20 protein-coding genes are annotated in these 23425 nt (G+C 68.9%); 11 read left to right on the forward strand and 9 right to left on the reverse strand.

From position 1 onward, the window contains the following. Positions 1–27: 27 nt before the first annotated feature. On the forward strand, positions 28–1107 hold the full coding sequence (locus G6N30_RS08290; protein WP_134051731.1) for an NADP-dependent oxidoreductase: 1080 nt from the start codon (positions 28–30) through the stop codon (positions 1105–1107). Here the strand turns inward: G6N30_RS08290 and G6N30_RS08295 are convergent. Beyond that, positions 1075–2193, reverse strand: coding sequence for a spore photoproduct lyase family protein (locus G6N30_RS08295; RefSeq protein ID WP_134051733.1), 1119 nt, complete (start codon positions 2191–2193; stop codon positions 1075–1077). The genes G6N30_RS08290 and G6N30_RS08295 overlap by 33 nt on opposite strands. Before the next feature lie 49 nt (positions 2194–2242). Beyond that, positions 2243–2542 (reverse strand): DUF6480 family protein, encoded by a 300-nt coding sequence (locus tag G6N30_RS08300; protein ID WP_234880074.1) that lies wholly within the window; start codon positions 2540–2542, stop codon positions 2243–2245. Positions 2543–2732: 190 nt separating this feature from the next. Here G6N30_RS08300 and ripD point away from each other — a divergent pair, with 190 nt between their 5' ends. Continuing rightward, on the forward strand, positions 2733–3347 hold the full coding sequence (gene ripD, locus G6N30_RS08305) for an NlpC/P60 family peptidoglycan-binding protein RipD (protein WP_134051736.1): 615 nt from the start codon (positions 2733–2735) through the stop codon (positions 3345–3347). A gap of 11 nt (positions 3348–3358) precedes the next feature. Here ripD and G6N30_RS08310 read toward each other — a convergent pair whose 3' ends face one another. After that, entirely contained in the window at positions 3359–5476 is a 2118-nt protein-coding gene (locus G6N30_RS08310) for a glycoside hydrolase family 183 protein (RefSeq protein WP_134051739.1), read from the reverse strand. 117 nt (positions 5477–5593) lie between these two features. Between G6N30_RS08310 and G6N30_RS08315 the strand changes: the two genes are divergently transcribed. The 4 genes from G6N30_RS08315 (at position 5594) to G6N30_RS08330 (ending at position 9648) form a co-directional block, all read left to right on the forward strand. Further along, entirely contained in the window at positions 5594–6208 is a 615-nt protein-coding gene (locus G6N30_RS08315; protein WP_134051742.1) for a TetR/AcrR family transcriptional regulator, read from the forward strand. Between the two features lie 9 nt (positions 6209–6217). Beyond that, positions 6218–7303 (forward strand): DUF1214 domain-containing protein, encoded by a 1086-nt coding sequence (locus G6N30_RS08320; RefSeq protein ID WP_134051745.1) that lies wholly within the window; start codon positions 6218–6220, stop codon positions 7301–7303. After that, positions 7300–8550: a sulfotransferase family protein gene (locus tag G6N30_RS08325; RefSeq protein WP_134051747.1), complete on the forward strand. Its 1251-nt coding sequence runs from the start codon at positions 7300–7302 to the stop codon at positions 8548–8550. The genes G6N30_RS08320 and G6N30_RS08325 overlap by 4 nt, the downstream gene beginning before the upstream one ends. Before the next feature lie 63 nt (positions 8551–8613). Further along, on the forward strand, positions 8614–9648 hold the full coding sequence (locus tag G6N30_RS08330) for a DUF808 domain-containing protein (protein WP_134051750.1): 1035 nt from the start codon (positions 8614–8616) through the stop codon (positions 9646–9648). 145 nt (positions 9649–9793) lie between these two features. On the opposite strand, the gene G6N30_RS08335 is transcribed toward G6N30_RS08330, so the two are convergent. Next, complete coding sequence (locus tag G6N30_RS08335) at positions 9794–11317, reverse strand: class I adenylate-forming enzyme family protein (RefSeq protein WP_234880165.1); 1524 nt, start codon at positions 11315–11317, stop codon at positions 9794–9796. A 102-nt stretch (positions 11318–11419) separates the two neighbouring features. Here G6N30_RS08335 and G6N30_RS08340 point away from each other — a divergent pair, with 102 nt between their 5' ends. Beyond that, entirely contained in the window at positions 11420–12532 is a 1113-nt protein-coding gene (locus tag G6N30_RS08340; protein WP_134051756.1) for a spore photoproduct lyase family protein, read from the forward strand. Positions 12533–12541: 9 nt separating this feature from the next. Here the strand turns inward: G6N30_RS08340 and G6N30_RS08345 are convergent, their stop codons facing one another. Continuing rightward, positions 12542–13315 (reverse strand): enoyl-CoA hydratase/isomerase family protein, encoded by a 774-nt coding sequence (locus tag G6N30_RS08345; protein ID WP_134051759.1) that lies wholly within the window; start codon positions 13313–13315, stop codon positions 12542–12544. A 37-nt stretch (positions 13316–13352) separates the two neighbouring features. On the opposite strand from G6N30_RS08345, the gene G6N30_RS08350 reads away from it, so the two are divergent. Next, positions 13353–13967, forward strand: a complete 615-nt coding sequence (locus tag G6N30_RS08350) for a maleylpyruvate isomerase family mycothiol-dependent enzyme (RefSeq protein ID WP_134051762.1) — start codon at positions 13353–13355, stop codon at positions 13965–13967. Positions 13968–13976: 9 nt separating this feature from the next. On the opposite strand, the gene G6N30_RS08355 is transcribed toward G6N30_RS08350, so the two are convergent. The 4 genes from G6N30_RS08355 to G6N30_RS08370 all read right to left on the reverse strand — a co-directional run bounded on the left by G6N30_RS08355 (position 13977) and on the right by G6N30_RS08370 (position 19582). Beyond that, positions 13977–14339: an Hsp15 family ribosome-associated heat shock protein gene (locus tag G6N30_RS08355; protein ID WP_134051765.1), complete on the reverse strand. Its 363-nt coding sequence runs from the start codon at positions 14337–14339 to the stop codon at positions 13977–13979. Positions 14340–14348: 9 nt separating this feature from the next. Then, a complete protein-coding gene (gene mgrA, locus G6N30_RS08360; RefSeq protein WP_134051768.1) occupies positions 14349–15419 on the reverse strand; it encodes an L-glyceraldehyde 3-phosphate reductase in 1071 nt (356 codons plus the stop codon). A 27-nt stretch (positions 15420–15446) separates the two neighbouring features. Then, positions 15447–16871, reverse strand: a complete 1425-nt coding sequence (rox, locus tag G6N30_RS08365) for a rifampin monooxygenase (protein ID WP_134051771.1) — start codon at positions 16869–16871, stop codon at positions 15447–15449. 179 nt (positions 16872–17050) lie between these two features. Continuing rightward, on the reverse strand, positions 17051–19582 hold the full coding sequence (locus tag G6N30_RS08370) for a LuxR C-terminal-related transcriptional regulator (protein WP_134051774.1): 2532 nt from the start codon (positions 19580–19582) through the stop codon (positions 17051–17053). Positions 19583–19917: 335 nt separating this feature from the next. Here G6N30_RS08370 and G6N30_RS08375 point away from each other — a divergent pair, with 335 nt between their 5' ends. From G6N30_RS08375 to G6N30_RS08385, 3 genes are read left to right on the forward strand one after another with little or no spacing between them, the layout of a single operon-like run. Then, positions 19918–21519, forward strand: coding sequence for an adenylate/guanylate cyclase domain-containing protein (locus tag G6N30_RS08375; protein ID WP_134051777.1), 1602 nt, complete (start codon positions 19918–19920; stop codon positions 21517–21519). A 46-nt stretch (positions 21520–21565) separates the two neighbouring features. Next, positions 21566–22090, forward strand: a complete 525-nt coding sequence (locus tag G6N30_RS08380; RefSeq protein WP_134051780.1) for a hypothetical protein — start codon at positions 21566–21568, stop codon at positions 22088–22090. Continuing rightward, entirely contained in the window at positions 22059–23252 is a 1194-nt protein-coding gene (locus tag G6N30_RS08385) for a type III PLP-dependent enzyme (protein WP_134051782.1), read from the forward strand. Before G6N30_RS08380 ends, G6N30_RS08385 begins: the two co-directional genes overlap by 32 nt. Positions 23253–23425 lie beyond the last annotated feature (173 nt).

Consider the following 23425-nt stretch of genomic DNA (forward strand, 5'->3'; position numbering starts at 1 on the left):
CCCGGTGCGGTGTCGTAGGTTCGGGCGGTGCCGGATGTGATGAACCGCCAGATCGTGTTGCGCCGCCGCCCGGTCGGATTGGTCGGGCCGCAGGACACGGAGATGATCGAGTCGCCGGCGCCGGAGCCCGCCGACGGGGAGGCGCTGCTGCGCACCACGTACGTCGGCATCGACGCCGCGATTCGCACGTGGCTGAATGATCAGCGCGGATATCTGCCTCCCGTGCAGCTCGGCGAGGTCATCCGGGCCGCCGGTATCGGCGAGGTGGTGGCGTCACGCTGTGACGCGTTCGCCGTCGGCGACGTGGTCACCACACTCACGGGGTTCCAGGAGTACGCGATCATCCGCGACGATCTGTTCAGCACGCCGATTCCTGGCCGCGAACAGGTGAATCAGCCGGCGGTGATGTCGGTCTACGGGCCGACCGGCGCGACCGCCTACTTCGGCATGACCGACATCGGGCGGCCGAGGCCGGGTGAGACCGTCGTCGTGTCGGCGGCGGCCGGCGCCACCGGATCGGTCGCGGGGCAGATCGCGAAGATCGCCGGCGCCCGGGTGGTGGGTATCGCCGGTGGGCCGCACAAGTGCCGAGCGGTGGTGGAGGACTTCGGATTCGACGCGTGCATCGACTACCGGTCGGCAGACCTGGGGGCGGCGCTCAAAGAGCACTGCCCGCGGGGTGTCGACGTGTACTTCGACAATGTGGGCGGCTCCGTGCTCGACGCGGTGCTCGGCAGGCTCGCGCAGAACGCCCGCGTGGTGCTGTGCGGAGTGATCTCGAGCTATCTGACCGGTGACCACCCGGGCCCGGCCAACTACGTCAACCTGCTGTCCAGGACCGCGTTGATGCAGGGGTTCAACGCCCTCGACCAGTGGGGCCGGTTCGAGGAGGCGTTCGCCGCGCTGCGCGGATGGGACGATCAGGGCCTGCTCGTCCACCGCGAACACGTCTTCGAGGGCATCGGCTCCTGTGTCGACGCGCTCAACGGCCTGTTCGCCGGCGCGAACATCGGCAAGATGCTGGTGAAGATCGGGGAGCCGACCGTGTCAGGACAAACGTTGCACGACAACGACTTACGTCCAGTACAGGACGCGGGCGGCCGGTAGGGTCTCGGCGAGTTCCGACTCGAACCAGGACCGCAGGTCGGCCATCGTGTCCTTCGGGTAGACGTACTTGGCCGCGCCGTACTTGCCGAACTTCCGGGTGCGCGCGGCTTCGTCCATGTCGAGTTGGGTGCGCGGATACCAGCCGGTCAGCACCTCTTTGCTGGTCGCGGTGAAGCGGTGGGTGATGCACTCGACGGTCAGGTCGAGGTCGTCGATGTCGCCGACAGCGGCGGCCACGTCGCGCAGCAGGTCGCCGTAGTGCTGCGGCCAGTCGGGAATCGGCATGATGGGCGCGATGGTGAGGCCGATGCGGTATCCGGCCGAGGCGAGTGCCCGCAGCGCGGAGATCCGCTGCGGCAGACGGGCGGTGCCGCCCTCGAACCGGCTCGCGATCTCGTCGGCGTTGACCGACAACCGGACTCGGGTGCGCCGGGCGTGCGGCAGGGCGAGCAGGGGCGCGACGTTGTCGTACTTCGTGGTGAACCGCAGCCCCACCGGACCAGACCATTGGTGGGTACCGACGTGGGCGATGGTCGCCGACAGCGAGCCGGTCAGGTGTTCGAGGGCGAGCGGGTCGGTGTAGCAGGATGCTTCGAAGGTCGTGCCCTCCCCGGACCGCTGCTCGGAGGACGAGGTGATGGTGCCGCGCCCGACGTGGTCGTCCATCTCGGCGAGGATCTCGGGGAGGTTCGCGTACACCCGGGTGATGGGCGGACCGGCGAGCGATCCGGCCAGGTAGCAGTACTGGCAGTGGCCGGGACACCCCTGTGCGAGGTCGATGCGCCAATCCGCGCTCGGCGGAATCGGTTGGAGCCGGCGCTTGCTGGGTGGGGCGACGACCACGGCCAGCGTCCGTTTGGCCAACGCGTAGGCGGCGCGATCGTTGTCGGCGCCCAGCGACGGGAGCCGGTCGCCGGCGAGTACACGGATGTCGGAGACGCCGGCCGCCTCGCACCGCGCCAGGATCTCGGCGCCGTGCGGCAGTTCGGCCGCCGAACGGGTCACCAGAACCCGCGACGGCGTCCACAACGTCGGCGCCTTCGTCCGTGCTGCCTTGATCGCCGTCTCAGTCGCCGTCGTCGTCATCGAGTGGTGCAACATCGCCGCGCGCGGCGGGATTCCGCCGCGACGCTGTTCAGTCGAACACGCCGGTCATCTTCAGGATCATCAGGATCGCTGTCGCGACGAAGGCCAGCGCGAACAAAGCGACCGCCACGATCATGGTGATCTTCCCGGCCGTGATGCTGTGTCGCGGGGGGTCTTCGACCGCCCCGACACCGGACATCTGGTCCGAGTCCGGCGGGGTGGCCCCTGGCGTCACCCCGCCGCCTGGTTCCAGGTCCGGTGTCTGCGCCGGCTCGGGATCTGGGGGTATCGCGGTCATCGGTGTCTCGGCCTCCGTGCTCGGTGTCGTTGGCTGTTCGTTCGTCGGCACCCGCGTACCCCGTCGCCGCCGGCTCACACGGCGGGGGTGGCGGGCACCGTCGTTCGGTCACCGTTCGGTCTCACTACCGCATCTCTTCGCGCTGATCCGCTGCTGCGATGAGCAGGTGAGCTGTTACAGGAGGTACAAGTGATGCTGGTGGGGATTGCCCACGGTGGATCGGTCGAGAGGTGAGTGTGAGATGAGGCGCATCTACGCCGTCGTCATCTGTTTGGCGCTGTCGCTGGCGACAGCCGGCACCGCGAGTGCGGAGCTGTTCCCGCTGCCCACGCGAAACCAACAGGCGATCGACGTGGTCATCGCCCGCGCGCTGTCTCAGCGCGGCGTCCCGTTCGCCTACGGCGGCGGCAACACGGCCGGACCGACACTGGGCAATCCGGCAGGAAGCGACACGCCCGCACCGGCGGCGACGCCGCCCGGTGTCATCCCGGTCGACGGCACCCCGGCCGCCATCCCGGTCACCGGCCTGCCCGGCGTCGCCCCCGGTGTGACGCTGGCGCCCGCCCCCAAGCCGCAGGTCGTCGGCTTCGACGCCTCCGGCCTGATGGTCTACGCCTTCGCGGGCGCCGGCCTCAAGATCCCGCGGACCTCAGGGGAGCAGTACCTCGTCGGCCGCAAAGTGCTGCCGTCACAGGCGCTGCCCGGCGATCTGATCTTCTACGGTCCCAACGGCACGCAGAGCGTCGCGATGTTCATCGGCGGGGGACAGATGGTCGAGGCCACCGACCCCGTTGTGCAGATCTCCCCGGTGCGCACCAACAACATGGCGCCGTACCTGGTCCGCTACATCGACTGACGGCTGCCATCTCAGACGTAGACGGCCTTCAGCGGCGACAGGTCGGTCTGCATGAGCACGACGTTGTAGTCACCCCACAGCGACATGTTCCAGTACAGGTTGTTGAGGTCGGGCTGATTGTTCGAATCCCGAAGGTCGCCGGTACCCGACCAGGGGTGGATCATCGGCGCGTACAGACCCGGGTACTGCTTCGACGTCGCGATGGTGACCGGGGCCGACCACGGCCCTTCCGGGGTGTCCGCGGTCCGCAGCCGGATGTCGTTGTTGCCGTCGCCGTAGAGCACGACGTACTTGCCGAGGTACTCGTTGTACTGCACCGACATCTCGCTGACGTTCCCGCCGGTCTTCGCGCCGAACAGGCCCCCGAGGTAGCCGCCCAGCACGTTGGGGTCGTTCGCCCAGTCGACGACGAACCCGAACAGGCCCGCTGAACGCGTGGAATCGCCGATGATCGGGGCGGCCGCGGCGGGCCGGTTGGCGACCCACCTGTCGCCGTTCCAGTACTCGTACTTGGACAGGTCGGTCACCGATCCCTCCGCCACCCGGGACAGGTATGCCGAACCGGCCCGACCGGAGGGGGTGCCGAAGGCGTACAGGTAACGGATGCCGTCCTCGCCGACCTGGTCCTCGGGCTGCAGGACGTACGCCGACTGCTGGAAGTTCTGGCTTCCGGGTACATACCGCGTCGTCGACCGGAACCACCCCGCTGAGCGGATCGTCGACGGCGCCAGCACCCACTTGTCCGTCGCCGGGTCGTAGACGGAGATCGCCGAGTAGTTGGTGGTCCAGCGTCCCGGGGTGTCCCACGACTTGACCGACATGAAGTTCACGAACTGCCTGCCGTCGATCTGGATGCCGGAGGTCGGGATCTGGGTGACCTCCGAGCCGAAGAGTCCGAGCCGGCCGCTGAAGGGGCCGATGAAGCGGCCGGCGTATCCGGTCTGGACCAGCTGTAGCCCGTTGCCGAGATTGTGGTCGGTGCTGACCAGCAGCACGTTGGACCGCCAGTCACCGGTCATGTTGGCGTTGGCGAACGTGTCGCCGAAGGCGACGTGCACGAAGCGTTCGCCCAACCGGATGCCGCCGTCCCACATGATGCCGAGGTCGGTGCCGCTGATCCCGAAGTTGTTGGGCACCTTGCCCGTCACCCACCCCTTGTTGATCGACGGCAGCGTGGTGGGGAACGGAGTCGCCGCGGCGGTCGTGACCACACCCGACGGTGCGACCGACAGGTTCGGGCGGGCGAAGGCCCGCTCGAATTCGCGACGGGCCAGGGCCAGCATCGCCCACAGCGTCGGTGGGGCCGCCGGCGCGGTGGGCAGCGCAGCCGCCAGCGGTGCGAGCCCGACCGCGGCGAGGAATCCGGAGATCATCGCGGGCACGTTCGGCGGGGCGGGAAGCGCCCGAACCGACGGCGCGGCAGCGGCGAATGTCATTGCGCGAGAGTTTGTTTGCGTGCCCGTGCCGACTCCGACGGCCGCCGGGCCTCCGGGGGAGGACGAGGCGGTCTCGCCGACCGTCCCGTCGGCGGCCACCGGTTCAGCAGGGGTCTCGACGACCGTCTCATCGCTTTCGGCAGTGTCGTCGTCGGCGGCCTCGTCGACGACCTCGTCGACGGTTTCGCCGCTGGGCTCGTCCTGGGCCGGCTCGGAAGAGCCTGCCGGGCCGTCAGTCGGCGGTTCGGGGGTCTCGGCCACGGGCTCGTCGACCGTTTCGTCGACAGGGACCTCGTCGGGCTCGTCGGCGGGCGTCTGCACCGGTTCGTCGCCGGACGCCGGGTCCTCGACGCTGTCGGCCGGCTCCTCGGCCGCTTCCTCCTCGGTTACCTCGTCGGTCACCTCCTCGTCGGCTACCTCCTCGGGTTCGTCGTCGGCGGGGGCATCCGCTTCGTTCTCCGCGGACTCGTCGTTCGTGGATTCGCTCGACGAGGGGGATTCCGACGACCCCGACTCCGACTCCGACTCCGACCCCGACTCCGCCGACGAGGACGCCGAGGACGGGCTCGACGAGTCGGATGTGTCCGCCGACGCCACACCGTGCCCGAACGTCACCGCGGCGCCGACCCCCAGCGCCACCGCGAGCGCCCCTATCCGGCCTACATGTGCTGCGGCGCTCGTCGTCGGTCTCATCCGTTCGTACCCCTGTCGTCGGTGCTTGATCTTTCAAGGTCATCGTCGACCGGCCGGAAAATGTTTCTGTCGTCAAATTTCAGGCGGAATTACGTGACACCGTGTCAACATATTGGGATGAATCCCGCCGCCGGCCCTCCGGAGTGCACCGCGCCGGCGCGCGGGCGGCGCCGCGATCCGCGCACGCGAGAGGCCATCATGGCGGCGACGCGCACCTTGCTGATCCGTGACGGCTACGACCAGGTGACCATCGAGGCGGTCGCGCGTGAGGCGGGCGTCAGCCGCCCGACGGTCTACCGGCGGTGGCCGTCGAAGGCGCACGTGGTCTTCGACGCCGCATTCCAGATGGGCGATACCGTCGAGATACTTACCAGCACAGGCGATTTCGTGGCAGATCTGCAGCGGTTCCTTCACGCGGTGGTGCAGTTCTGGCGCGAACCGGTGGTCTACGCCGCGGCACTGGGCATCCTCGCCGAACGTCATCGCCACCCCGAACTGCGCATCCGCGCCCAGCAGTTGCTCGATGAAGCCACCGCTGCGCGCTTTTCCGCTCTGGTCCGCGACGGCATCGATCAAGACGCGGTGGCTCCGGGCATGGACGCAGAGTCGTTGTACGACACCGTGATCGGCAGCACCTTCTACGCCGTTCACGTCCGCGACATCACCGACGCCGACGCGCTCGTCACCCACCTCTGCTTCCTGGCCACCCGGGGAGCGTCCGTCGAACGATGAGGAACCACGATGACCGAGACTGACCCGCAGCACGCCGAACTCTCGGAGGCCTTCGGAGAACTGCTCGACGAAGTGCGCCACATCGAGGACAAGCTGCTTCATGCCGACCCCCCGCTCGCGGAAGCCGATCTTCTCGACGGATACCGGCTCACCTTCAGCCTGTTGCGCGTCGCGGTCGACGCCTACGTGTGGGGCGACAAGGACAACCCGCGCTTCGTCGACGTGATCGGGCCCTACCTGAAGTGGGGCGGTGACAACTCGGACGCGTTCTACCAACTCGCGCCGATCGACCCGCGACGCACGTACCGGGTGCGCGGCAATCGCGGCGACGCGGTGTACCTCTCGATCACCGTCTACGGCGGCCCGGATGACGGCAGCTACAGCAACCGCATCGTCGGGACCATCAACGACCGCGACCTCGAGTTCGACGAGGACGGCGGTTTCGAGTTCACGATGAGCCCGTCACCGCAGCCGGGGACGTGGCTGGAACTCACCTCCGACGCGGTGATGGCCCTGACCCGCGATTACCTCACCGCACCCGAGAGCGGGCGCCGCACGCAGTGGACGATCGAGAGCATCGACCCGCCCGCCCGGCGCCACGACGACGCCGAGGATCTGACGCGCCGGATGCGCGCCGCGCGCACCTGGCTCCACGAGCAGGTGTCCTTCCTGCCCACCCGGATCGAGCCGCCGAACGAGATCCACGAGCCGTTCCCGGTGCCCCAGAACGCCTACGGCTGGTCGGCCGCCGACGCCGCGTACGCGATGGGCGCCTATGAACTGCGACACGATCAGGCCCTGATCGTCGAAGGCACCTCACCCGACTGCGTGTTCTGGAACCTGTGCCTGTGGAATCCGTTCCTGCACACCTACGACTACACCTACGAGCGGGTCACCCTCAACGGCGCGCAGGTGAGCTACGAACCGGACGGGTCGTGGCGGATCGTGATCGCCGATCGCGACCCCGGACACCCGAACTGGGTGTCGACCGCGGGGCGGCGTACCGGCCTCATCTGGTTGCGCTGGTTCCTGCCCGCGCAGACCCCGGCCCGGCCGCGGTGCCGGGTGGTCGACCTCGCCGAGGTGTCCCGGTGACCGCGGAGGTCTCCCGCCCGGCGCCGATCGCTTTCGACGACCTCGCCGAGCCGGTGTATCCGGAGACGGCCCGGCCGATGCGCGACGGCCTGGCCGCCTACGGCGCGACCGTGGCCCTGACACCGGAGGCGCTGCAGGCGACAGCCGCCGGCCGCGCGGGCCTGACCGACTTCGGCGACGACGGATTCCGTGAGCGGTTGCAGGTGCTGTGCGACGCGCTGAACTCCGAAGCCGGCCTGTCGGACGCCGGCCGGGCGTTGGCCTTCGAACAGTTGACCCAGCACCTGGTCAACCGGTTGCGGCTCCACGATCTACTCACCCGGCACCCGGAGATCCTGACCATTCCCGTGGAGCGGCCGATCGTGATCTGCGGGTTGCCGCGCACCGGCACCACGCATCTGCACAACATGATCGCGGCCGATCCCGCGATCCGGCACCTGCCGTACTGGGAGAGCCTCGAGCCCGTGCCCGCACCGGGGGAGGCGGATCCGCAGGCACGCCGCGAACGGTGTGCCGCCGGACTGGATCTGGTCCACACGGTGATGCCGGAGTTCAAGCGGATGCACGACATGACCGTCGACCACGCCCATGAAGAGATCCAACTGCTGGCCAACGACATCGGCGGGATGCTGTTCGAGACGACCTTTCATGTCCCCTCGTACGCCGCCCACTACAAGGGACACGATCAGGCGGCGTCGTACGCCTATCTCAAACGCACACTGCAAGCCCTGCAGTGGCTGCGCGGAGGTAGTCGATGGGTGCTGAAGTCGCCACAGCACCTCGAACAGTTCCCGGCCCTGGTCTCGACGTTCCCCGACGCGATCTTCGTGGTGACCCATCGTGATCCGGTCGAGGTGATCCAGTCGATGGCGACGATGATCTGCTATGCGGCACGGATGTCGCGCGATCGTCCCGACCCGGTGGCGCTCACCGAGTACTGGGTCGACCGCGCCACCGACCTGCTGACCGGGTGTGTACGCGACCGCGACGTGCTGCCCGCCGACCAGTCGATCGACATCGGATTCGACGATTTCATGGCCGACGAGGAGGCCACCCTGTCGGCGATCTACGAACTCGCCGGCCAACCCTTCGACGACCGGGCGCGCACCGCGATGGCGCGGTTCCGCGCCGACCATCCCCGCGGAATGTACGGCGGAGTCGTCCACCGTCCGGCCGACCTCGGGCTCGACACCACCCGGGTGGCCTATCGCCTCTCCGACTACCACCGGCGATTCGTCGCCCGCTGAGGCCCGGCAGCGGGGGAGTCGGAATCGGTTCTGCGGGTACCCTCGCGCCATGAAGGAGACGCGATGAGCGCGGGGCTGTTCGGTCTACTCGACGACGTCGCGGTGCTCGCGAAGCTGGCCGCGGCATCGGTGGACGACATCGGCGCGGCCGCGGGCCGCGCCACCGCCAAGGCCGCCGGCGTCGTCATCGACGACACGGCCGTCACACCGCAATACGTGCAGGGCATCGCAGCCGAACGCGAGTTGCCGATCATCAAACGCATCGCGATCGGCTCGCTGCGCAACAAACTGCTCTTCATCCTGCCGGCCGCCCTGCTGCTCAGCCAGTTCGTGCCGTGGTTGCTGACCCCGATCCTGATGCTGGGCGCCACCTACCTCTGCTACGAGGGCGCCGAGAAGGTCTGGGGCCGGTTGCGGGGCCACGACGCCCATGCCACCGCGGGCGTGGGACGGGGCGCCGATGCCGAACGCGCCGTGGTGACCGGCGCGATTCGCACCGATTTCATCCTGTCGGCCGAGATCATGGTCATCGCCCTCAACGAGGTGGCCGACCAGGCGTTCCTGCCCCGGCTCATCATCCTGGTCGTGGTGGCGCTGGTGATCACCGCGGTGGTGTACGGCGTGGTCGCCGGCATCGTCAAGATGGACGACATCGGCCTGAACCTGGCGCAGCGGAGTTCGCGCTTTGCCCAGCGGGTCGGTCGCGGCCTGGTCACGGCGATGCCCAAGCTGTTGGCGGCGCTCTCGCTCATCGGCACGGTCGCGATGCTGTGGGTCGGCGGCCACATCCTGCTGGTCGGAACCGACGAGCTGGGTTGGCACACCCTCTACGGGTTGGTGCACCACGCCGAGGAATCCGTCCACCACGCCGTCGGCGGCGTAGGCGGCGTGCTCGGCTGGTTGGTCAACACCGCCGCGTCCGCGGTCATCGGCCTGATCGTCGGCGGCGTCGTGGTGGCCGTCGTCCACGTCCTGCCGTTCGGCCGCAAGGATGCGCACGGTGCAGACGGTCACGGCAAGGACGGCCACGGCAAGGTGGCTCACGGTCAGCACGACGCACATGCGGCCGAGCCGGGGGCCAAGACGGCCGGCGATTGACCGCGCCGGAGACCGGGTAGCCGGACACCGTGACCGCACCTGACATGCCAGAGGACGAACCACACGTCGCGGCCGCCGAGGACGACGGGTCCGCGGAGTTCCAGCCCGAAGACGGTGGGGCCGCGCCGCCCTCAGCGCTGGAGCGTTAGTCCATCAGTGCCCTGACCGCCTTGCGGTTGAGTTTGCCGCTCGGCAGCACCGGCAACTGGTCGGCCGCAACAATGGCCCACCGGGTGGGCACCTTGTACGCCGAGAGTTGGGCGCGCGCCCGGGCGGCCAGGTCCGTCACGTCGAGGTCGCCGGTGGCGGGGACGACGGCTGCGCACACCTGTTCGCCGCGCTCCGGGTCGTCGATGCCGACCACCACGCATTGCGCCACCTCGGGGAAACCTTCGATGACCGCCTCGACTTCGAGGGGCGAGACGTTGGCACCGGCCGCCTTGATCAGTTCGCTGGTGCGGCCCACGTAGAACAGGCGTGGATCGCCCTGCCTGCGGTAGACGCGGTCGCCGGTGTGATACCAGCCGTCGGCGTCGAAGGTCTCGGCGCGTTCGCGCTTGTTGTAGCCGGCCATCACGCCGATACCGCGGATCAGGAGTTCGCCGATGGTCCCGTCGGGGACGGGCCGGCCGTCCCGGTCGACGATGGCCATCTCGGTGAAGGTGAAGCCGCCGGCGGTCTCCGACATCGTGCGGTGGACCGGATAACCGTCCGGCACGTCGGTCATGGCGATGTCGAGTGGGCCGTCGGTCAGCATCGGCGCGCTGCTGAGATCCCGGCCGGCGAAGGTGGGGTGATCGCGCAGGCGTTGGGTGAACGCGGGCCACCCCACCAACCCGGTGGCGCGCTCGCCTTCGATGAGGTCGAGGGCGGCCGCGGCGTCCAGTCGCGGCAGCACGAGCACCGCGACCGGTTGGTGTAGCGCGCCGGTCGCGGCCAGCAGACCACCGATCCAGAAGAACGGCATGGCGCACAGGATCCGGGCGTCGCCGGTGGACCCGGTGACGGCACGCACTGCTTCGGGCCATCCGGATGTCTGCCGGACCAGCGTCCCGTGGGTGTGCAGTACGCCTTTGGGGTCGGCCGTCGATCCGGAGGTATGGATCATGACCGCCAGGTCGGCGGGGGACACCTCGTCCTCCACGGCCGACAGCACCTGCCGGGACACCGTGGCGGTCGGGTCGTGGGGAGTCACCCAGCCACGGTCCGCGCCGCCGGTGAGCACGACCGTACGGAGATAGGGCGCCCGCGCGACGGCGAGGCGGCCGGCGGGTTGGCCGGCCAGGTCCGGCAACGCGGCCTCGAAGCGCTCGGCCACGTCGGTGCCGAGCACCTCCGACGGCCCGATCACCAGCGCGACGTCGGCCAACCGCAGGACCTTGGCGAGTTCGGCGGGCGGGTACATGGTGCTCAGCGGGACGGCGAGCGCCCCGATGCGCGACACCGCCAGCCACCAGATGATCCAGTCGACGCCGTTGGGGAAGAACAGGCCGACCCGCGTCCCCTTGCCGACCCCCCGGTGCAGCAGCCAGCGAGCGAGAGCCGCCGATCGTCGCTCGGCGTCGGTGTAGGTGAGTCGCTCGGTCGGTGACACCACGTAGTCGTGGTCACCGAATTCGCGGGCGCTTCGGGCCAGCAGAGCGGGGATCGTCGGACGCGACGGCAGCATCCGCCGATCCTCTCCGACGCGGTCGGCGCCCGAGCCGCGGGGTTGATTCATCTCACTCCACGACGCCGGAACAGCGACCGTAACATGCACGTTGAACCAACCATGACGTCCCTTCCGGGCGGCGCCGGATCTACCCATCGGACGCCGGTCGACCTGGCCGATCGGCTTCTCGACATCAAGCGGATCTACCACGAGCCCGACATCGAGCGCTTGCCACGGGCGCGTGCGGTGCTGGATCGCTTCCCCGATGCCGAGCGCATCGAGGTGCTGTCGCACCAGGCGATTCCGGGGTTGTACGGCAACGAGGGCAACGTCGAGGACTGGGTGCGCATCAAGCAGGAAGTCCTCGTCCTCGGCGAGAAGAAGAGCCTCAGCGCCCGCCGCAACGAGCGGTCGAGCGACTGGATCGCACCGTCGACGGCCAACGGCTGTGCGATGGCGTGTTCGTACTGCTACGTACCGCGGCGCAAGGGGTACGCGAACCCCATCACCGTGTTCGCCAACATCGAGAAGATCACCGGCTACCTGGAGCGGCATGCCGCGCGCCAGGGCGCCAAACCCGAGCCGAATCAATGCGATCCGGTGGACTGGGTCTATGACATCGGCGAGAACAGCGACTGCTCGGCCGACGCGGTGGTCTCCGACAACGTGCGTGATCTGGTCGATCTGTTCGGCCGGATTCCCAACGCCAAGGCGAGTTTTGCCACCAAACTCGTCAACCGCGATCTGTTGACCTACGACCCGCGCGGCGGCACCCGCGTGCGGTTCAGCCTGATGCCCGCCGAGATGTCGCGCCTGGTCGACGTCCGCACCTCGAAGATGTCCGACCGGATCGCCGCGCTCGACGATTTCGTCGAGGCGGGTTACGAGGTGCACCTCAACCTGAGCCCGGTCATCGTGCACGAGAACTGGCTGGCCGATTGGACCGAGCTGCTCGACCAGATCGCCGACAACACCAACGACCGCACGAAGCGTCAACTGGCGGCGGAGATCATCTTCCTGACCCACAACGAGGGCCTGCACGAGGTCAATCTCGGCTGGCACCCCAAAGGCGAGGACGTGCTGTGGCGGCCGGATCTGCAGCAGCTCAAGCGCAGTCAGAATGGGCAGTGGAACGTCCGCTACAAGAGCCCGTGGAAGGGCCGCTGGGTGCAGCAGCTCACCGATCTGGTCGCCACCAGGCTGCCGGACTGCCGGATCCGGTACGCCTTCTAGGCGGCCGCCTCAGCGTGCCTTCCACTGCGGTTTGCGCCGGTCGCGCCACGCCTGGAGACCCTCGGCGACGTCCTCGGTGACCGCGACCACCTTGCGCATCGTCTCGCCGAACCGCACCGACTCGATCCAGCCCATGTTTGCCGTCCGCCACGCGACTTCTTTGGTGGCGCGCTGAGCCAGCGGCGCGGCCTCGGTGAGCGTGCGGGCCCACGCCAGCGCTTCGGCCTTCAGATCCTCCGGCTCGACGAGCTTCCACACCAGACCGACGTCCTTGGCCCGCTGCGCCGTCATCGGCTTGCCGGTGAGCAGCAGTTCCATCGCATCGGCCCACCTGACCCGTTCCGGCAGCCGGATCGCGCCCACGATGGTGGGGACCCCGAGGGACACCTCGGGGAACGAGAACGTGGCCTCGGTGCTCGCGATCACGAAGTCGCAGAACAACACTCCGGTCAGGCCGTAGCCCACACACGGTCCCTGTACCGCAGCGATCGTGGGCTTGAACAGCTCCATACCGCTCTCGAAGCTGTTGATGGTCGGCTTCTCCCAGAAGGTTCCACCGAACGTACCCACCGAACCCTGCCCGTCCTTGAGGTCACCGCCTGCGCAGAACACGTCACCGTTCGCGGTGAGAATCCCCACCCACGCGTCCTCGTCGTCGCGGAACCGGTTCCATGCGGCGTTGAGATCCTCGCGGAGGGCGCCGTTGATGGCGTTGCGGGCCTCCGGCCGGTTCAGGGTGATGGTGGCGATGTGCTCATCCAGCTCATAGGTGACGAGAGTCATGTACTGCACCATAGTTTCGCGGCGTCACACTGAGGGCATGGCAACCGTTCGCACGCTTGCGCGGCTGGAACGCCTCGAGTTCGCCGACCTGCTGGACCGCATGACGCCCGAGCAGTGGGCGTCGCCGAGCCTGTGCGCGGGTTGGACGGTGCGCGATGTCGCCGCCCATACCGTCGCCTACCTGGATCAGAGTCGAATCGCGCTCGCGGCCAACATGATTCGGTTCGCCGGTGACGTCGACCGACTCAACGCCGACGGCGTGGACCGCCACTCCCGAATCGGGCGGAGTGAACTGGCGGATCGGATGCGGCGGGGAAGTGAGCCGGCGGGTGCGGGCGCACTCTACGGGGGCCGGGTCGCGCTCATCGAGTGTCTGGTCCACCAGCAGGACATCAGACGTCCACTGGGGTTGCATCGCGATCTCGACGCGGGCCGGGTCCGGGTCTGCCTGGACTACGCACGCCTCAGCCCCGTGGTCGGCGGCCGGCGGCGGACACGCGGGGTGCGGCTGGTCGCCACCGATGTCGACTGGACCGCGGGGAACGGGCCCGAGGTGGTGGGTCCCGGTGAAGCGCTGCTGTTCGCGATGACCGGTCGCGCCGCGGCCGTCGCCGGTGAGTTGCGTGGCGAGGGTGTGGCGCTGCTGCGCTGAGTCGTCGGGTCACTGCCCGGCGAGCCACCTGTCGAGCCTGCGGCGGTCGCGTTTGGTCGGCCGTCCCGCACCGCGGTCGCGGACCGCCAGCGGCACGGCGGTGGACTTCGGAGCCGGGGGAGTCCGGTCCAGGTAGCAGGTCACCGCATCGGCGGCGCCGACCCGCTTCTGGATCACCCGCACCACCTCGACGATCCGCGTCCGGTCGCCCACCAGCGCGCGGATCTCGTCGCCGGGAGCCACGGTGGTCGACGGTTTCGCCGGCCGGTCGTTCACGCGGACGTGTCCGCCCCGGCACGCCGCGGCCGCGTCCGGTCGGGTCTTCGTCAGCCGAACCGCCCAGAGCCAGCGGTCTATTCGGGTCGAATCCACGGCAGTCCGCTAGACATCGGAACTCGCCCGCCACAGATCGATACCCGATTCGGTGGCGTATCGATCGATCTCGGCGAGTTCGTCGGCGCTGAAGTCGAGGTTGTCGAGTGCGCCGAGGTTCTCTTCGAGCTGGGCGACGCTCGATGCGCCCACCAGCGTGGACGCCACGGTGTCATCGCGCAGCACCCAGGCCAGGGCCAGCTGGGCCAGTGTCTGACCGCGGCGCTCGGCGATGCCGGCCAATCCCCGCAACTGCTCGCGCACCTGCTCGGTCACCAGGTCGTCGTCGAACGAGGGTCGCGCTGTGGCACGGTCGATTTCGGCGGGCGCCGACTGCAGATAGCGATCGGTCAGCAGTCCCTGGGCCAGCGCGGTGAACGCGATGGCCCCCATACCGGCATTGCGGAGTTCGGTGGTGAGGTCGCCCTCGATCCAGCGGTTCAGCAGTGAGTACGACGGTTGGTGGATCACCAGGGGGGTGCCCAGACCCTGGGCGATGGCGGCGGCCTCCGCGGTCTTGGCCGCCGAATACGACGAGATGCCGACGTAGCGGGTCTTGCCCGCGCGCACCGCGGTGTCGAGCGCGCCGATCGTCTCCTCGAGAGGGGTCACCGGATCGATGCGGTGGGAGTAGAAGATGTCGACGTAGTCGAGGCCGAGACGGTCGAGCGATTCGTCGAGGCTCGCGAGCAGGTACGCGCGGCTGCCGAGCTGACCGTAGGGCCCCGGCCACATGTCCCAGCCGGCCTTGGTGGAGATGATGAGCTCGTTGCGGTAGGGCTTGAAGTCCCGGCGGAGCATGCGGCCGAAGTTCTCCTCGGCCGAACCGTACGGCGGCCCGTAGTTGTTGGCGAGATCGAAGTGGGTGATGCCGCGGTCGAACGCGTACCGCAGCACCTCCCGTTGCACGTCGAACGGCCGGTTGTCGCCGAAGTTGTACCAGAGCCCCAGTGAGATGGCCGGCAGCAGCAGGCCGGACGTGCCCACCCGCCGGTACGGCATCGAGTCGTAGCGTTCGCGGCCGGCCACCCAGGGGTCGTGGGTGAAGGGCACATCACCGATCAGCAGGTCCTCGGACATGGGGCCAATCGTAGTGACGGCGGCGTGTCACCGGGTGTCTGTGCCGAACCAGACCGGCAGCCGGGTGAGCAGATCCTCCTGATCGTCGCCGACCCACGCGACGTGACCGTCCGGCCGCAGCAGCACCGCGGGCACCTCCAGTTCCACGCTGACGTCGACGACGTGGTCGACCCGGTCCGTCCAGCCCGCCACCGAGAGCCGGCCGGTCTGGTCGAGGAGCAGTCCCCGGCCGGAGCGGGTCAGCTCGTACAGGCGTCCGCGCCTCAGCGCGATGTCGCGCAGCCGCCGGCCCAGCAGGCGGTGCCCCGGGCCGAAGTCGTAGCGGACGCCGATGGCGGTGATCTTCTCGATGAGATGACGGTTCACCTCGTCGAACTCGACCAGTTCGGTCATGAGCCTGCGCACGGCCTGCGGCCCTGGTTCCAGCGAGAGGAGCTCCATCTGCGCGCGGGTGTTGGTCAGCACGTCGGCGGCCACCGGATGACGTTCGGTGTGGTAGCTGTCCAGTAGCCCGGCCGGCGCCCAGCCGTTGATCTGCGCGGCCAGTTTCCAGCCGAGGTTGAAGGCGTCCTGAAGGCCGAGGTTGAGGCCCTGGCCACCGGTCGGCGGGTGGATGTGCGCCGCATCGCCGGCCAGCAGCACCCGACCGACCCGGTAGCGCTCCGCCAGCCGGGTGGCGTCGCCGAACCGGGAGAGCCACCGCGGCGAGTGCACGCCGAAGTCCGTGCCCGCAACGGCGCGCAGCTGTCGCCGGAACTCCTCGATCGTCGTCGGTCTGTCCCGGTCGGCCACTCCCGCGGCGGGCACGCCGACGCGGTACACCCCGTCGCCGAGCGGCATCGCCCCGAAGCGCAACTGGGTCGTGCGCACGTCCGCGACGACGGCGTCGACGGTCGCGGGATCCGCGGTGAGTTCCATCTCGCCCAGAAGCGTCTCGACCGTGCTGGGCTCGCCGGGGAATTCGACACCGAGCAGCTTGCGCACGGTGCTGCGGCCGCCGTCGCATCCGACGACGTAGCGCGAACGGAGCTGTGTGCCGTCGGCGGTCTGGACGGTCACCCCCTCGTCATCCTGGGTGAGCGCAACGACCTCGTGGCCCCGGCGGATCTCGGTCCCCAACTCCGCGGCGCGGTCGGTCAACAGCCGGTCGGTGACGGGCTGCGGGATGCCGAGGATGAAACCGTGTGCGGTGTCCAGGTGGGCGGGTGCGGGTTTCACGATGCCGGCGAAGAAGCCGCCCAGCGGATGGCGCTGACCGTGGGCCAGGAACCGTTCGAGCACACCGCGTTGGTCCATCACCTCGATGCTGCGCACGTGCAATCCGAGGGAACGCACGTACGGGGGCGGCTCGACGTCCTTTTCGAGTACCACCACCCGGACACCGTGCAGCCGCAGTTCGGCGGCCAGCATCATCCCGGTCGGTCCGCCGCCGGCAATGATCACGTCGATCATCGATCTCCCATCGTTCGGTTGCGAAAGCCCCTGTGATAAGGGTTTTTTCGCTGAGATCGACGATTCTGGAGCACGACCGGGGTCTTGCCGCAAGCCCCCGGGTGCGCTATAGATTGAGAGTGGGAGAGCGAAGTGCGCCCACCGCACGGCATCCGGTCGCCGAGTATCCGGCACGGGCGTCAGCCGCGAGTGGCGCTGTACCCCAACGCTTCACGATCACCGACGCCGAGCTTCGCGCATGCGCGGTAGATGTGGCCCTCCACTGTCCGCACCGACAACACCAGCCGTTCGGCGATCTGTTTGTTGCTCGCACCGGCCGCGATCAGCTCGGCGATCTCGCGCTCGCGCGCGCTGATCGGCAGGGGATTGGCGGCGATCTTCAACGCGGGGGTCCGGATGCCACCGCACGCGCCGGCCAGGCGGTCGGCCTGGGCGGCCGCGTCGACCGCTCGACGCTTGTTGTCGCCGGCGCGGTAGAGCGCCGACGCATCCGCGTACGCATCGGCCGCCGACAGCAGGGCACCGAGCCGCTCGAACAGCTCGGCCGCCTCCCGCACCGCGTCGGCGTCGCCCTCGACGAGCGCGGCGGCATGCGTGCGGTAGGCGTCTGCGAGTGCCCCACCGACCGTCGCGGTCAGCTCGACGAGCCGGGGAATGTGGTCTCGGTCGCCGAAGCGGACGGCGTCGTGCCGGGCCGACATCTCGAAGCCGTGCTGTCCGGAGTCGGCGGCGAGCCGTGCGGCGTCGAGGGCTTTCTCGACGGCCAGGCTCACGGTGCCCTCGGCTGCGGCCAGCCAGCCCTCGGTCAGGCGCAGCTGCGGTTCGAACACCGCGACGTGGCGCCCCAAGCGGGTGCGCAGTTCGGCGACGATGCGGCGGGCGGGGTCGACCCTGCCCAGGACGCAGTAGCACTGCGCGAGCAGCAGTCGCGCCGGGAAGCTCCACGTCGCGGCGCTCTCCGACGTGAGTGCCGCGACGGTCTGCTCCATGGGGGCCAACGCATGGCCGAAGCGGCCGCGGGCGACCTGAACCGTGCCGGCAAGCACGTTGGCCATACCCCACGCCAGGTACTGGCCGGGCGACGAGATGCGCAGGATGTCACCGGATCGGCGCTCGGCGGCGTCGAAGTCGCCGGCGAGGACGAGCGCCCGGATCTCGCCGAAGGCACTGAGGTAGCGCAGCAGTCCGTCGACCTTCTCCTCGACGGTCAGACCCCGCTGGGCCACGGCCGCGACTTCGGCGAGTTCGCCGGCCTGGGCCAGCGCGAGCGCGCCACCGATGATGGCCCACTCGACCGCCGATGCCGGCGCGGTGGGTTCGTCGAGCACCCGGCGCGACAACCGGATCGCGTCCGGCAACTGGTTCTTGAACGCCAGCGAGGCAGCGCACAGCCCATCGAGGAACAGCGTGAGCGACGGGTGATTCACCCGCGAGCGCAGCAGGGTCAGCACCTGGTCGGCGGTGTCGGCGTCACCCATCGACCACTGCAGGTTCGCGATGCGCGCCGCCCCCCACAGGGTCAGCTGGAGTTCGTTGAGCTGCTCGGGATCGAAGGCGGTGAGGATCTGATCAGACTCGGCCGCTTCACCTTTCCACAGCAGTGCGCGGGCCAGCAGCTCGCTGGCCGGGAACCCGCCGCCGCGGGTGACCGCGGCCCGGGCGAGCCGCTCGCCGAGCGTGATGTTGCCCAGCGCGATCGCATCGCGCGCGGCCGCCACCAACAGGTCGGGGCTGGGCGGTTCGTCACTGTCCAACGTCAACTCGGCCAGCCGAATCCGCTGTCCCGGGTTGGCCACGGGGCGGTCCCGCAGTGTGCGGACCAGTTCGCCGCGCACCCGCCGCGCCGCGGCCACCCCGAGGCGGCGACGGATGACCTCGCCGAACAGCGGATGCGTGAACTGGACGTCGAGGCGATCGCCCTCTTCGGTGATGCGCACCAGACCGCGGACCTCGGCCTGCTCCACCGCGTCCGCACCGGCGAGCGCGGTGAACGCATCGAGTTCGAGCGGCTCACCGAACGTCAGCAGGTGCAGTGCGTGCAGGATGTCCGGCGGCAGCTGTTCGACCCGCACATCGAGCAGCGAGGCGAGTTCCGAAGTGACCGAGGCGCGTCCGCGAAGCTGCCACACGCCCCGCACCTGGCGCAGCGTGCCCGCCTCGATCGCCCCCTCGACCAGATGACGCACGAACATCGCGTTGCCACCGGAGGCTTCCCAGATCAGGTCGGCGGACAGGCCCTCGACCCGTCCGCCCAGTGCCTGCTCGATCAATCGGGAGCACTGCGCCTTGGTGAACGGTTTGAGGTGCAGGCGCTGCAGATAGCCGTCCTTCCACAGCGACGTGATGGCGTCGGGAACGGGCTCGCCGTCGCGGATGGTGGCCACGATGCGCACCGACCCGTCGAGCGCCAGTTGATGCAGCAGGGTGGCCGACAGTTGGTCGAGCAGGTGCGCGTCGTCGACGCCGATTATCGAGTGCTCCTCGGACAGGATCGTCTGACGTGCCGCGGCCAGGAACGCCATCATGTCTCTGGCGGTCGCCGACCCCACGAGGTGGGCGAACACTCCGAGCGGAATGCTGCGCGCCGACTCGGTGGCCGCTATCCACTGCACCCGGTCGGGCAGCGATTTGGTGACCAGCCGCGCCAAGGTGGTCTTCCCGACTCCGGCGTCGCCGAACAGCACGATTCCGCATCCGCTGCTGTCCGGCATGAGCGCGGATTGGATCAATTTGAACTCATTGTCCCGTGAAACAACGGGCCACGGCTGCGATGCCACAAATTCACACAATACTCAGATCAGGCGATCGCGCATTCCCGATTGATTGCATATTAGAACTTATCCGCTGAACGCAGCTCGCTTCCGCTCGCCACGTGCGCTGACGTCGACATCCGTGATTTATTCGCCGCGCGGGGTGGTGCCCTGCGGGGCCGTCGGCCGAACGGCGGAATTTCCATTTCCATTCGCAACATTTGGGTTGGCGGAACCGCAATCGGGTAACGGACTACGCTAACCGCCGGTAGCCGCCGGACTCAGAATCGGTGGCCATGAGTCCCGTGCAGCAGTTGGCCGACACCACGGCCGCCGCGCCGCCGCGGGTCAGCCGAAAGAAGGCGGCGCGCGGTCGATTGTCGCCGCGCGCCGACCTCGACCAGAGTCGTCTCGCGGACAGCGTCCTGCGGCGCTGGATGTGGGGTGCGGCGGTCGCGAATGCGGTCGGGGGAGGCACCGTGTTCGCGTTCCTCAACTTCGCCGCGCCCATCCTGCTCACCCCGGACGAGGCACAGCGGCTGCAACTGCGCACTGTGGCCGCCATGGCGGTGTTCTTCGGCCTCGCCATCCCCGTCCTGGTTCGCATGCGCCGGCGGCGATTCCGATTGATCACGCGCTGGTTGAGGGAGGGCCGCGCGCCCACGGAGCGGGAGCGGCGAGTCACGCTGGAGGCGCCCCGCAACGGGGTCCGGGTGGCGGCCGGCGTCTGGGGCAGCGGCGCAGTGGTTTTCGGGGGCATGGGGGCCACGGAGACGCCGTCGGCGTCGCTGTACATCTTCGCCGCCGTCTCGCTGGCCGGGGCCAGCACCTGCGCGGTGTGGTACCTGATCGTCGAGCACATCATGCGCCCGTTGTCGGCGCGGGCGTTGGTCGGCGAGGCGCCCGAACGCCCGATCGGCCCCGGGATCCAGGCGCGATTCGCCATGGCGTGGACACTGCCGACCGCGGTGCCGCTGCTCGGCATCGTGACGTTGGCGCTCGGATACCTCGCCGGTTTCGGCTTCGCCGCACAGCGCACGTTCGCGGCGATCCTCGTCCTGGTCGCCATCTCTCTGACACTCGGGTTGTTCACCATCCTCGTCGCGGCGCGATCGCTGGCCGACCGGGTACGGGCGTTGCGTGACGCGTTCGCCGGGCTCGAGGCCGGCGACTTCGTCACCCGCGTCGTCGTCGACGACGCCAGTGAAGTCGGTCGCCTCCAGGTGGGCTTCAACCGGATGGCCGCCGGTCTCGCCGAACGGGAGCGCCTCCGGGAGGCGTTCGGGGTCTATGTCGACCCCGGCGTCGCCGAACACATCCTGCACGAGATGGCCGGGCGCACAGGCACAGAGGTCGAGGTGACGATCATGTTCGTCGACGTCCGCGACTTCACGTCGTTCGCCGAATCGCTGCCCGCATCCGCTGTCGTCGCCACGCTGAACCGGCTGTTCGCCCGGATCGTCCCCCTGGTGTACGCGCGGGGCGGCCACATCGACAAGTACATCGGGGACGGGTTGCTGGCCGTGTTCGGGGCCCCTCGTCGCCTGCCCGACCACGCCGATCAGGCACTGTATGCGGCACTCGACATCGCCCAGGCGGTGCGCGAGGGCTTCGACGGCTCCCTGTCGGTGGGCATCGGGCTGAATTCGGGACCGGTGGTCGCGGGCAATGTCGGTGGTGGGGGACGGTTCGAGTTCTCCGTCATCGGTGACGCCGTCAACGTGGCCGCCAGGGTCGAGTCGGCCACCCGTCAGACCGGCGACGTCATCCTGCTCACCGGGCACACCCTTGCGTTGCTCAGTGCGCCGCCCGTCAGCCTGATCGAGCGCGGCGGCGTGCACCTGAAGGGCCGCAAGTCCCCGGTGGAGGTCTTCGCGGCGGCGCACCCGATCGCGTAGGCCGCTACTCGTGATCTTCGGCGCCGGCGGAGCGAAAGTGATTGCCATGAGCGCACTTCGAATCGACAGACACAAGGCCATCGTATGGGCACGTCGGTACGTTCCGTGTGAGGTCGCCGGCACCACAGTGGAATTCGGTGGTGCCGCGCTGGCCTACCTGTGGACCGGCTCGTTCGTCGTCGCCGCACTCGCAGGCACGATCGGCGCCTCTGTCGGCTACTACGCGACCGCCTACACGGCGGCGCTGCGGTGGTCTTACCGCAGCCGCCGGGGGAGCCTGCCGATGCGGGTTCTGGTCGCCAACGGCCTTGCGCTGCGCAGCGTCGCGATCGAGTTCGGTCCTGCCGAAGCGGTGGACAGCCTCGTCGTACGGCCGCTGGCCTTCTACGTCGGGCCGCAGCTGTTCGGCGGGCTGGTCCTCGGGTGGGTCGCCGCGAAGGTGTTCAGCGACGTCGTCTTCTACGCACTGGCCATCGGCAGCTACGAACGCTTCGGCGCGCTGCTCGCCCGCCGGCCCTCCATCGAGAAGGGACAACGCCATGAACCACGCCCGGCGACAACAGCTGCGTGACGCGCTTCGCGCACAAGCGGTCAGGCATTCCTGGGCCGATCTGGTGGCCGCGCACCGGACACCTCTGCTGATCCTCGACCCGAACGCCGTGTCCGCGGCTTACCGGCGGCTCAGCGGAGCGCTGCCCGGATTCCACCTGCATTACGCCGTGAAGGCGCTGCCGCATCCCGCGGCGCTGACCGCGATCGCGTTGTGCGGCGGCGGTTTCGACGTCGCCACCAGCGCCGAAGTCGATCAGGTACGCGCTCTGGGCGTTCCGATGAACCGGTGCATCCACACCCACCCGGTCAAGAAGCCGGCCGACATCGACCACGCCTACCGCTCGGGCGTCCGCACGTTCGTGGTGGACAATCCCGTTGAGGCGCAGAAGTTCTCCGGACGGGATCCGGACATCGAAATCCTCGTCCGGCTCGCCTTCACGAATCCGACGGCCAAATCGGATCTGTCGACGAAGTTCGGTGCCGAACTCGCCGACGCCGAACTCGTGGTCAAACACGTCCTCGACAGCGGGGTCACTTTCGCCGGCTTCAGTTTCCATGTCGGCAGCCAGGGCACATCAGTTCAGCCGTATCGGGTGGCACTGCGGTCGACGCTCGACCTGTGCGGACACGTCGAGCGTGCCCTCGGAGTGCGTGCGCACACCATCGACATCGGCGGCGGGATCCCGGTGTCCTACCGCGATCCGATGCCCGGCGTCGACCAGATCGCCGGGGCGGTCGACGAGGTGCTGGGGGACAGGCGGGGGCAGTTCCGCCTCCTCGCCGAACCCGGCCGCTTCCTGGCGGCCGACGCCATGATCCTGCTGACGAGCGTGGTGGGCACCGCCACCCGCGGCGGCAAGGTGTGGCACTACCTCGACGACGGCCTTTACGGCAGCTACTCGAACATCCTCACCGAGGACGTCCACCCGCCGATCCTGGCGATGCGCGAGCTGGATGACACCCGTGGCACGGGGCTCGACGATTGGGAACCGGTCACGCTGGCCGGACCCACGTGCGACAGCATCGACGTCGTCGCACGCGACTATCCGATGCCCCCGCTGAAGGTCGGCGACGTCGTCGTCAGCCCACTGATGGGTGCCTACACCACGGTCACGTCCTCACGCTTCAACGGCATCCCGGCGACACCGATCGTGGTGTCGAACCAGGGTGGTACGGGGTAGGCGGCGCAGGAACGCACGGACCGGCTCCGCGAATCGCACAACCCCCGAGGGCGATTCGCGGAGCCGGAGTTCAATCTGGCTCGTGTCCGTGCGGCCGACCGGTGGGGCTTGCCAATCGCTTTGACCGGTTCGGTGCTGACGGGATCAGCGTCACACCGGGGGAGCGCCCGGGT

Source organism: Mycolicibacterium litorale, from assembly GCF_010731695.1.
GTDB classification, from domain to species: domain Bacteria; phylum Actinomycetota; class Actinomycetes; order Mycobacteriales; family Mycobacteriaceae; genus Mycobacterium; species Mycobacterium litorale.

Bases quoted from the DNA above. Each gene is read 5' to 3' on its own strand.
- G6N30_RS08320 (WP_134051745.1), top strand. From the start codon at position 6,218: ATGACCGAGACTGACCCGCAGCACGCCGAACTCTCGGAGGCCTTCGGA.
- G6N30_RS08345 (WP_134051759.1), bottom strand. From the start codon at position 13,315: ATGACTCTCGTCACCTATGAGCTGGATGAGCACATCGCCACCATCACC.
- G6N30_RS08385 (WP_134051782.1), top strand. From the start codon at position 22,059: ATGAACCACGCCCGGCGACAACAGCTGCGTGACGCGCTTCGCGCACAA.
- rox (WP_134051771.1), bottom strand. From the start codon at position 16,871: ATGATCGACGTGATCATTGCCGGCGGCGGACCGACCGGGATGATGCTG.
- G6N30_RS08340 (WP_134051756.1), top strand. From the start codon at position 11,420: ATGACGTCCCTTCCGGGCGGCGCCGGATCTACCCATCGGACGCCGGTC.
- G6N30_RS08350 (WP_134051762.1), top strand. From the start codon at position 13,353: ATGGCAACCGTTCGCACGCTTGCGCGGCTGGAACGCCTCGAGTTCGCC.
- mgrA (WP_134051768.1), bottom strand. From the start codon at position 15,419: ATGTCCGAGGACCTGCTGATCGGTGATGTGCCCTTCACCCACGACCCC.
- G6N30_RS08315 (WP_134051742.1), top strand. From the start codon at position 5,594: ATGAATCCCGCCGCCGGCCCTCCGGAGTGCACCGCGCCGGCGCGCGGG.
- G6N30_RS08375 (WP_134051777.1), top strand. From the start codon at position 19,918: ATGAGTCCCGTGCAGCAGTTGGCCGACACCACGGCCGCCGCGCCGCCG.
- ripD (WP_134051736.1), top strand. From the start codon at position 2,733: ATGAGGCGCATCTACGCCGTCGTCATCTGTTTGGCGCTGTCGCTGGCG.
- G6N30_RS08295 (WP_134051733.1), bottom strand. From the start codon at position 2,193: ATGACGACGACGGCGACTGAGACGGCGATCAAGGCAGCACGGACGAAG.
- G6N30_RS08330 (WP_134051750.1), top strand. From the start codon at position 8,614: ATGAGCGCGGGGCTGTTCGGTCTACTCGACGACGTCGCGGTGCTCGCG.
- G6N30_RS08380 (WP_134051780.1), top strand. From the start codon at position 21,566: ATGAGCGCACTTCGAATCGACAGACACAAGGCCATCGTATGGGCACGT.
- G6N30_RS08370 (WP_134051774.1), bottom strand. From the start codon at position 19,582: ATGCCGGACAGCAGCGGATGCGGAATCGTGCTGTTCGGCGACGCCGGA.
- G6N30_RS08335 (WP_234880165.1), bottom strand. From the start codon at position 11,317: ATGCTGCCGTCGCGTCCGACGATCCCCGCTCTGCTGGCCCGAAGCGCC.
- G6N30_RS08310 (WP_134051739.1), bottom strand. From the start codon at position 5,476: ATGAGACCGACGACGAGCGCCGCAGCACATGTAGGCCGGATAGGGGCG.